This is a genomic window from Cupriavidus sp. 01L46 (assembly GCF_056399905.1).
In genome coordinates, this window is the sequence record NZ_JBFTSF010000424.1 from 1 (window position 1) to 9,726 (window position 9,726).

Here is a 9,726-nt window from a genome sequence, read left to right on the forward strand (position 1 = left end):
AATCGTATCTCCGGACTGCATTTGCCGATGCGGCAAAGACGAAAAGCGAGGAGGAGGTCCTGCTGGTCAAGGTGCTTGTCCCCCGCCCGCTCGGCTTGCGTGCGGGGGAAAAGTTCTTCGACAAGGTGCTGCAGGGCATGATTGACAAAGATCCGCGTGTTACCCGCGTCTCGGTTGAGTTCGTCGACGGTGAAGTCACGCCGCAGGCGATTGACGCTAGCATGGTGCGGATCCAGAAGGAGCTGGATGAGTTCGGGCATTTGCTGGATGAACCCTCAGCGGATGCAGGCCGGGATTGAGCCACGCTGCATGCGGCAGGCTCGGCTGTTGACGCTCATGGGGCCGTTTGATGGCCCGGTCTCGATGACTCGCCCCCTTCCGCTTCATCGCCATCCTCTGCCTCCCGCGGCTTGCGCACCATGGCTGCGCAAGCCAGACAAGCGGATATCGCGCCGGCGCTGGCTTAACGCGCCCAGGGCGCATCCGCCTCCGTCCTCACGCCATAGCGCTCCAGCCCCTTGGCATGCAGCGCCGGAGAAATCGACCGCAGCGCGGCAATCGCCACGTGGTAGCGGTCGATCTCGAAGAAGCGGCGCAGCGCGGCGCGCGTGTCGCTGCGCCCGAAGCCGTCCGTGCCAAGCGCGGTGAACGGCGCGCGCAGGTACGAGGCGATGAGTTGCGCATAGGCCCGCACGTAGTCGGTGGCGGCAATGACCGGGGTAGCGCCCGGCAGCGAGCGCTGCAAATGGCTTTGCGTTTCGCCGCCGCTGGCGAACAGGCTGGCGCGCTCGCATTCGCGGGCGTCCCTGGCCAGCTCGGAAAAGCTGGTTACGCTCCAGATCTCTGACTTGATATCCCAGTCGCTCGCGAGCAGGTCCGCGGCGGCGATGACTTCGCGCAGGATGGCGCCCGAGCCGAGCAGCCTCACGCTGGTGGCAGCGCCTGCGGGGCCGCGCGTGCCGAAAAGGTACATGCCCTTGATCACGTCGTCGTGCGCGTCCTCACGCAGCGGTGCCTGCACGTAGTTTTCGTTGTTGACGGTCAGGTAGTAGAACTCGTCGCGCTGTGCTTCCAGCATGCTGCGCGCGCCGTGGTGGATGATGACCGCGGCCTCGCTGGCGAACGCCGGATCGTAGGCGCGGCAGTTCGGCACCGTGGCGGCGATCAGCTGGCTGGTGCCATCCTGGTGCTGCAGGCCTTCGCCGGCAAGCGTGGTGCGCCCGGCGGTGGCGCCGATCAGGAAGCCGCGCGCGCGCTGGTCCGCCGCCGCCCAGATCAGGTCGCCGACGCGCTGGAAGCCGAACATCGAGTAGTAGATGTAGAACGGCAGCATGGCGACGCCGCTCACGCTGTACGACGTGGCCGCGGCCGTCCACGAGGCCAGTGCGCCGGCTTCGGTGATGCCTTCTTCCAGCAGTTGCCCTTGCTGGCTTTCCTTGTAGTACAGCATCGAGCCGGCGTCCTCCGGCTCGTAGAGCTGGCCCACCGGCGAGTAGATGCCGATCTGCCGGAACAGGTTGGCCATGCCGAAGGTGCGCGCCTCGTCGGCCACGATGGGCACCACGCGCGGGCCGATGGTCTTGTCCTTGATCAGGTTGGTAAACAGGCGCACCACGCCGGTGGTGGTGGAAACGGCGCGCTCGTCCGGATCCATGGCGAAGCGGCCGTACTGCATCAGCTCGGGCATGCGCAGCGCGGGCGCGGGCGCGGTGCGCGCGCGCGCCGGCAGGTAGCCGCCCAGCGCCTGGCGCCGGGCATGGAGGTAGGTCATCTCCGGGCTGTCGTCGGCCGGCTTGTAGAAGCGCAGATCGGCCACGGCATCGTCGTCCAGCGGCAGCGCAAAGCGGTCGCGGAAGGCGCGCAGCGCGTCGATATCGAGCTTCTTCTGCTGGTGCGCCGTCATGCGGGACTCGCCCGCTTCGCCCATGCCATAGCCCTTCTTGGTCTTGGCGAGGATCACGGTGGGCTTGCCCTTGTGCGCCTGCGCATCCAGGAATGCGGCGTACAGCTTGCGAAAGTCATGGCCGCCCCGGCGCAGCGCATCGATATCCGCGCTGCTCATGCTGGCGACCAGCGCCTTGAGCTCGGGGTCCGTGTTGAAGAAGTGGGCCAGGTTGTAGTCGCCATCCTTGGCGCCGAGGTTCTGGTACTCGCCGTCCACCATCGCAGCAAAGCGCCGCAGCAGCGCGTGATTGGTGTCGCGCGCAAACAGCGCATCCCACTCCGAGCCCCAGACCACCTTGACGACGTGCCAGCCTGCGCCGCCAAACAGCGCCTCCAGCTCGTGGATCACCTGGCCGTTGCCGCGCACCGGGCCATCGAGCCGCTGCAGGTTGCAGTTGATGACGAAGGTGAGGTTGTCGAGCTTCTCGCGCGCCGCCAGCGAGAGCGCGGCAAGCGACTCCGGCTCGTCCATCTCGCCATCCCCGAACACGCCCCACACGCGCCGCGCGGCGGTGTCGGCAATGCCGCGATGCCCGAGATAGCGCAGGAAGCGAGCCTGGTAGATGGCGCTGATCGGGCCGATGCCCATGGAGCCGGTCGGGAATTGCCAGAAATCCGGCATCAGCCAGGGATGCGGATAGGAGGAGAGGCCGCCGCCGCCGGTTTCCTGCCGGTAGCTCGCCAGCTGGGACTCGGACAGCCGTCCCTCCAGGAAGGCGCGGGCATAGACGCCCGGCGCGGAATGCGGCTGGAAGTAGACCAGGTCGCCCTTGTGCTCTCCATCGTCGGCGCGGAAGAAGTGATTGAAGCCCACCTCGAAGATCTCGGCGGCGGACGCATAGCTGGCAAGGTGGCCGCCAAGTTCGCCGTAGGCCTTGTTGGCGCGCACCACCATGGCCAGCGCGTTCCAGCGGATGATCGAGGTCAGCCGCTGTTCGATGGCAAGGTCGCCGGGATAGCGCGGCTGCTCGCCGACGCCGATGCTGTTCTGGTAGGCCGAGTACGGATGCGCCCGTTCGCCAAGGCCGAGATGGCTGGCATGCTCGGCGAGGCGCTCCAGCAAAAAGCGCGCACGCGGCGCGCCGCCGGTGCGAAAGACGCCGGACAGGGCGTCGAGCCATTCGCTGGTTTCCTCGGCGTCGGGGTCGTAGCCCTCGCCAGGGGCAATCTGGATGGCGGCTGTCTTTGGCAGGGCACGCATTGCGGTCTCCATTGGCTTTTTTCTTCGTTATTGGATTGTAGGGAGGAGGCCGCGGCAGAAGCTGCCGAATTGGCGGGCGAAGCCGGCCGCCAGCAGCGTAGCGTGCTGCGGCTGGGCGGCTGGCAGCGCAACGTGCTGTGGAGCCTGGCGCGCTGGCTGCAAGTGGTGGCAGATGGGCTTGGCGTATCGCCGGCGTGCCTATCGAGCCTATCGATTGCCCGGGCGCGGCAAAAACCCAGCGGGGACGATGATCATGCCGGGTGCTTCGGGCGTGGCTCAACGCAAAATGCGCCTGATGAGCCGGGTATTCAGTACCCTCAAACTGCAGTAAGCGGGACTGACCGGAACTGATCCGGCACCGGAATGGGCACGTTGATGCCGACCATGCCGACCTGGATGCGCCGCGCAAACTCACGCGCCACGCCGCCGTCGCTGGTGTAGCAGGCCACGCCGTTGCCGAACTCATGGTCGTTGACCAGTTGCACGGCCTCGGCAAAATCCTTCACGCGCACGCAGCCCAGCACCGGGCCGAAGATTTCTTCCTTGTAGATGCGCATGGCGGGGGTCACGTTGTCGAACAAGGTGCCGCCCGTGAAGAAGCCCGCTTCATGGCCGGGCACACGGCAATCGCGGCCGTCCACCACCAGCGTGGCGCCTTCCTCCACGCCGAGGCCGACGTAGCCTTCGATCCGCTCCAGGGCCTGGCGCGTGACGATGGGGCCCATCTCGGCTTGCGCATTCATGCCGTTGCCGATCACCAGCGCCTTCACGCGCTCGGCCAGCAGCGGGAGGATCTTGTCCGCGACATCGCCCACCAGCACGGCAACCGAGATCGCCATGCAACGCTCGCCGGCCGAGCCATAGCCGGCGCCGATCAAGGCGTCCACGGCTTGTTCGATATCCGCGTCGGGCATGACCACCAGGTGGTTCTTGGCGCCGCCGAGCGCCTGCACGCGCTTGCCGAAWTGCGCCGAGCGCTCACTGATGTACTGGGCGATCGGGGTAGAGCCGACGAAGCTCACCGCCTTGACGTCAGGATGCTCGATCAGTGCGTCGACCACGAGCTTGTCGCCCTGCACCACGTTGAACACGCCGGCCGGCAAGCCCGCTTCGGTCAGCAGCTCCGCCATGAACAGGCTGGCGCTGGGATCGCGCTCGCTGGGCTTGAGCACGAAGGTGTTGCCGGCCGCCAGCGCGATCGGGAACATMCAGCAAGGGACCATGCAGGGGAAGTTGAACGGCGTGATGCCAACGACCACGCCCAGCGGCTGGCGCAGCGTCCAGTTGTCCATCCCGGTGCTGACCTGGTCCGTGTAGTCGCCCTTAAGCAGCTGGGGGATGCCGCAGGCGAATTCGATGATGTCGATGCCCCGGGAGACTTCGCCCTGCGCGTCGGAGAAGACCTTGCCGTGTTCCGCCGTGATCATCGCCGCGAGCGTGTCGCGATTCTGGTTCATCAGTTGCAGGAAGCGTTGCATGACCCGCGCGCGGCGGATCGGGGGCGTGTCCGCCCAGGCCGGAAAGGCCGCGGCGGCAGCGGCAACCGCGGCGCCTGCTTCGTCGGCCGAGCCCAGCGCCACGGTGCGCGCGGCGGCGCCGGTGGCGGGATTGAAGACGTCCTGCGCGCGGCCGCTGGCGCTGGCAACCCGGCTGCCGTTAATGTAGTGGCCGAGCTGGCCGCCTTCGGTGTATGCGATGGGAGTCTTCACGTTGCTGCCTTCCAGGAGAGGGGATGAGGGAGAGAGGGGGCGAGGGATTAGYCAATGCGACGAGTGTAGTCACGGCCCCTTCCCCCATCAATGCCGCGCGGCTTGACTCATTGTTTAGCAAAGTAAACAATGCCGCGATGGAAGACGAAAATAAAGAGCCCAACTGGGCGCACCTTTACTCGCTGGTCGTGCTGGGTGAGCTTGGCAGCTACACGGCCGCGGCCGTGCGCCTGGGCCTGAGCAAGGGAGCCATGAGCCAGCGCATTGCGGAGCTGGAGCGCAGCGCCGGGGTGCCGCTGGTGCAGCGGACCACCCGCAGCGTCCGGCTGACCGAAGCGGGCCAGCAGCTCGCGGACACCACGCGCAACGCCTTCTCGGACATCGAGCGCAGTTTTGCAGGCGTGCGCGATCTTGCCGGCGAGCCACGCGGCTTGCTGCGGGTCACGGCGCCCGTGGCGCTGGGCCGGCAGCAGATCGTCCCGCGCATCCCGGCCTTCCTGAAGGCCTATCCGGAGGTGCGCATCGAGATGGAGTTTTCCGACAAGTTCACCGCGTTGGCGCAGGAAGGCTTCGACCTGGCCATCCGGCATGCCTCGGTGGCGCCGGATACGCATATCGCCTGGACGCTATGCCGCACGAACACGGTGCTGGTGGCAACGCGCAGCTACCTGAAGCGCCATGGCTCGCCCGAAACCCCGGCGGAACTGGCCGAGCATGCCTGCCTGCATTACTTCCGGCGGGGCGAATCGCCCACCTGGAGCTTCGAGCCGCTGCGCGGCACCGGCCCCCGGCGCAGCGTGGCCATCCACGGCAGCTTTGCCGCCAACAACAGCGAGGCCCTGCGCGAGGCGGCGCTGGGTGGACTGGGCATCGCCCTGCTGCCGGACTTCACCGCCCAGGCGGACGTGGCCGCTKGCAGGCTGGTCAAGGTCCTGCCCAACTGGCGCCCGGCGGGGGCCTTTGGCGACCACCTGTTCGCCATCCGCCCTTACAGCCCCTACCTGCCGCGCGCCGTGCGCGTGTTTGTGGACCACCTGCGCGAGACGCTGAAGGATGGCTTCACGATGGGCTGAAGCCCTGCCCTGCTGCTGCCCTACTGCAGGTTGCCCCAGCGCGGCACCGCCGGCTCCGCCGCCGCCCATTTCCAGCCAGCGGGCTGCCGGCAGGCGGTGGTCAGGAACCAGGCGCGCTGTTGCCTGGCGTCGTCGTCCACCGAGAACAGCGCCTCCCGGCATTCCGCCAGCGGCGTGCGGATGAGGCGCACCACCCGCACCCAGCCATGCTCGTTGGCATAGGGCAAGGGGTGGCRGATTTCCCAGCGCTGCTGCGCATCGACCGGCATGGCGCCGATGGTGGCGGCGATGCTGTCCTGCTCCGCCTGCTGCCAGTTGCGCAAGACGTATTTGGCGCCGGCATCCGTGGCAGCGCTGACGCCGATGGCCACGCCGGCGGCCAGGGCCGGATTGCCGGTGACCGCGCCGGTCGCCACGCCGGCCACCGCGCCGGTCAGGTCGCCGACCGACGAGCAGCCGGTGGCCAGGGCGGCCGCAAGCACGGGCACGATGACCCGCAACCGGTGCAGGCCGCTCATTGCAGCGCCCCCCAGCGCTCGGTGGCCGGCTCCGCCGATGCCCACTTCCATGTCTGGCCGTCCCGGCAGATCGCCGCGATATAGAACGCGCTGGCTTTCGCGTTGTCGTCCACCGAGAACACGATCTCCTTGCACTGCAGGGACTTGCCGCCGATCTCCCGGCTGACCGTGACCCGGCCATGCTCCGCAGGCTCGAGCGGCACGGCGTGGTCGGTCTTCCAGTCCGCCACCGCATCCACCGCCAGCGGGCCGGCGGCCATGGCGATGCGGTCTTGCGCGGCCGCGTGGATTTTGCGTTGGCTGTACTGCAAGGCCGCCCTGGCGCCCGCCTGCACACCCAGGCCGATTCCGGTCGCCACCGCCGCGTTGTCCGTCAGCGCACCGGCAATGCTGGCGCCGGCAATGCCCGCACCGGCCGCGGTGCCCTCGCTCAGCAAGGAACTGCAGCCCGTGGCGGACAAGCAAAGGGCAATCGCGGCGGCAAGCGCAGCCGGGCCACGCAGGCCGGTCCCGGGCGGTGCGCAGAGGGAATCAGGAGTGATCATGGGGGATGGGAAACCGGAGAAGGCTATGCCCGGCAGGGCCGGCGCATTCGCAAAAGCGGGCCAGCATACGCGCGCGCACTGGCGTCGCAAAGCGCAGAAATGTCAAAGATTGTAAGAACGACAGTGTGCGCCGGATGCATCCGGTGATGCGGCGCGCCCGCCCGGCGCGCCGCCAGCGCCGAATCGTCTGCCTTTATACTGCGGCATGGCCTACGATCTCACAGACAAACTCGTCATCGGCATCTCGTCCCGGGCGTTGTTCGACCTCGAGCACGAGAACGGCATCTATCAATCCGAGGGGGTGGCGTCCTACTCCGCCTACCAGCGCCAGCATGAGGACGAACCCCTGCTGCCGGGCACAGCCTTTCCGCTGGTGCAGGCGCTGCTCGGGCTCAATCACCTGATCCCGGACCGAAGGCTGGTCGAGGTCGTGGTGATCTCGCGCAATTCGCCGGACACCGGGCTCTCGCGCGAGGCCAACGACGTACAAGCCGCCATCGACGGCGGCGTGGCCGCGGCCCAGTTGTACGCCGCGCCCGCCGACTATCACGCCCCCGCCGGCCAGATCCGCATTGCCTTCGACGGCGATGCCGTGCTGTTCTCGCCGGAGTCCGAGCAGATCTTCAAGCAAAAAGGGCTGGAAGCCTTCGTCCGGCATGAGCAGAAACACCGCCACAAGGCCATGGCCGAAGGGCCGTTTGCCAAGCTGCTGCTGCGGCTGGCGGAGATCCAGTCGCACTTCCCGCCCGGCAAGTGCCCGGTGCGCATCGCCATCGTGACGGCGCGCAACAGCCCGGCGCATACGCGGGTGGTGCATACCCTGCGCGCGTCATTGATGAAGCCTTTTTCCTCGGCGGCTTGCCTAAGGATCAAGTGCTGCAGGCGTTCGGCGCGCATATGTTCTTCGACGACCAGGAAGGGCACGTGGAACTGGCGTCGGCGGTGGTGCCGTCGGGGCGGGTGCCCTACAAAGGTGGCGAGCTGGGAGGCGGCAAACGCCGGCCCGCGCGCAAGCGCGCCAGGAACGACGACACCGATGCCGCCAGCCAGGCCGGCAAAGCACCCGCCTCCGCATGAAGACCTTCGCCCTTTACCTCATCACGRCCTGCGCGGAGATCCTGGGCTGCTATTTCCCCTACCTGTGGCTGCGCCAGGGTGCCAGCGTGTGGCTGCTGGTGCCAGGCGCGCTGTCGCTGGCGCTGTTCGCCTGGCTGCTGTCGCTGCACCCGGATGCGTCCGGGCGGGTTTATGCGGCTTATGGCGGCATTTATATTGCGGTGGCGATTGTGTGGCTCTGGCTGGTGGATGGGGTCAAGCCTAGCCACTGGGATCTGGCGGGGGTGGCGGTGGCGATTGCGGGAATGGCGATCATTGTTTTTCAGCCACGTTGAAACGGCGCGGAGCATGATGGCGAGCTTGCGCCATGGCTAGCGCCCGCCCCCTCCTGATCCGCGCCCAACCAAGCATTGTGCCCGCGACCGCTCAGGCCGCGGCCCGCGCCGCCGCCCCGCGATACTGCGCCAGCAACGCCACCCGCCGCGCCGCCACCTTCTCCATGTTGGCTTCCTTGACATGCCCGAAGCCGCGGATGTCGTCGGGCAGGCTCGCCAGCGCTACAGCCGTATCCAGCCGGTCCGCATTCAGCGTCGCGCCGAACTCCTCCGCCATCGCGATGTAGTCCTCGATCAGCTTGCGTTCCGCGCGCCGCTCGGCGGTCTTGCCGAACACGTCGAAGGCGGTGCCGCGCAAGCCCTTGGCGCGTGCCAGCAGACGGAAGGCGGTCAGCATGGCCGGGCCAAAGCGGCGCTTGACCAGGTGGCCATGCGAGTCCCGCTTTGCCAGCAGCGGGGGGGCCAGGTGGAAGCTGAGCTGGTAGTCGCGGCCAGGTTCGCCTTCGAACTGCGCGCGCAGCTTGTCCAGGAAGGCGGGGTCGGCGTACAGGCGGGCGACTTCGTACTCATCCTTGTAGGCCATCAGCTTGGCGAGGTTGCGCGCCACGGCTTCGGCGAGCGGCAAGCGMGGGTTGGCGCCCACGCGCTTTTCGGCGGCACGCACGCTTTCGACCGCGGCGCGGTACCGGGCAGCGTACGCCGGGTTCTGGTAGGCCGTGAGCAGGGCTTCGCGCTGGCGGATGACGCTATCGAGCGTTTCCGGCATGGCGACCACCTGGGCACGCGGCGTGGTCTGCAATTGCGCGGCGAGCGCGGCCTCGCCGTGATGCGCCAGATAGCGGCCCCAGTCGAAGGCCAGCAGGTTCTTCTCCACGGATACGCCGTTGAGCTCGATGGCACGCACCAGGCTGTCGCGCCGCAACGGGACCCAGCCCTTTTGCCAGGCAAAGCCCAGCAGCAGCGGGTTGGAGTAGATCGAATCGGCCAGCAGCTTCACGGCCCACGCATTGGCGTCGATAAACGCGCAGGCGTCGCCGACGCTGGCGCGCAGGTCCTGCTCGGCCGAGGCGCCCGGGAATTTCCAGTTCGGGTTCTTGATGAAGTCTGCGGTAGGCGTATTGGCGCTATTGATGGCGGCTGCCGTCACGTCGATCCGGGTCTTGGACAAGACCTCGGGCGAGGCGGAGACGATCGCGTCGCAGCCGATCACCAGCCGTGCTTCGCCGGTGGCGATGCGGGTGGCGTGCAGCGCGGCCGGGGTCGGGGCGATCTGCACATGGCTGATCACCGCGCCGCCCTTCTGCGCCAGGCCCGCCATGTCGAGCACGGTCACGCCCTTTTGCTC

At 67.7% G+C, this 9,726-nt stretch carries 7 protein-coding genes and 2 pseudogenes; 4 read left to right on the forward strand and 5 right to left on the reverse strand.

The genetic code is table 11. From position 1 onward, the window contains the following. On the forward strand, positions 1-299 hold a 299-nt coding region (locus tag AC1DS3_RS35895), incomplete at its 5' end, for a hypothetical protein (protein WP_477129067.1). A gap of 164 nt (positions 300-463) precedes the next feature. Here the strand turns inward: AC1DS3_RS35895 and mdeB are convergent. Together mdeB and AC1DS3_RS35905 are read right to left on the reverse strand one after the other, a co-directional pair. Further along, positions 464-3,145, reverse strand: coding sequence for an alpha-ketoglutarate dehydrogenase (mdeB, locus tag AC1DS3_RS35900; protein ID WP_477129068.1), 2,682 nt, complete (start codon positions 3,143-3,145; stop codon positions 464-466). A 338-nt stretch (positions 3,146-3,483) separates the two neighbouring features. Continuing rightward, positions 3,484-4,854, reverse strand: a pseudogene (locus AC1DS3_RS35905) (CoA-acylating methylmalonate-semialdehyde dehydrogenase); the annotation flags it as partial. 137 nt (positions 4,855-4,991) lie between these two features. Here AC1DS3_RS35905 and AC1DS3_RS35910 point away from each other — a divergent pair. Next, positions 4,992-5,927 (forward strand): LysR family transcriptional regulator, encoded by a 936-nt coding sequence (locus AC1DS3_RS35910; protein ID WP_477129069.1) that lies wholly within the window; start codon positions 4,992-4,994, stop codon positions 5,925-5,927. 20 nt (positions 5,928-5,947) lie between these two features. On the opposite strand, the gene AC1DS3_RS35915 is transcribed toward AC1DS3_RS35910, so the two are convergent. Next, positions 5,948-6,445 (reverse strand): hypothetical protein, encoded by a 498-nt coding sequence (locus AC1DS3_RS35915; RefSeq protein ID WP_477129070.1) that lies wholly within the window; start codon positions 6,443-6,445, stop codon positions 5,948-5,950. After that, positions 6,442-6,990, reverse strand: a complete 549-nt coding sequence (locus tag AC1DS3_RS35920; protein WP_441634122.1) for a hypothetical protein — start codon at positions 6,988-6,990, stop codon at positions 6,442-6,444. Before AC1DS3_RS35920 ends, AC1DS3_RS35915 begins: the two co-directional genes overlap by 4 nt. Positions 6,991-7,195: 205 nt before the next feature. Here AC1DS3_RS35920 and AC1DS3_RS35925 point away from each other — a divergent pair. Then, a pseudogene (locus AC1DS3_RS35925) lies at positions 7,196-8,067 on the forward strand (5'-nucleotidase). After that, positions 8,064-8,381: a YnfA family protein gene (locus AC1DS3_RS35930; RefSeq protein WP_477129071.1), complete on the forward strand. Its 318-nt coding sequence runs from the start codon at positions 8,064-8,066 to the stop codon at positions 8,379-8,381. Before AC1DS3_RS35925 ends, AC1DS3_RS35930 begins: the two are co-directional and overlap by 4 nt. A 91-nt stretch (positions 8,382-8,472) precedes the next feature. Here the strand turns inward: AC1DS3_RS35930 and AC1DS3_RS35935 are convergent. Next, positions 8,473-9,726, reverse strand: a 1,254-nt coding sequence (locus AC1DS3_RS35935; protein ID WP_477129072.1) for a DUF6537 domain-containing protein, incomplete at its 5' end; no start/stop codon positions are given.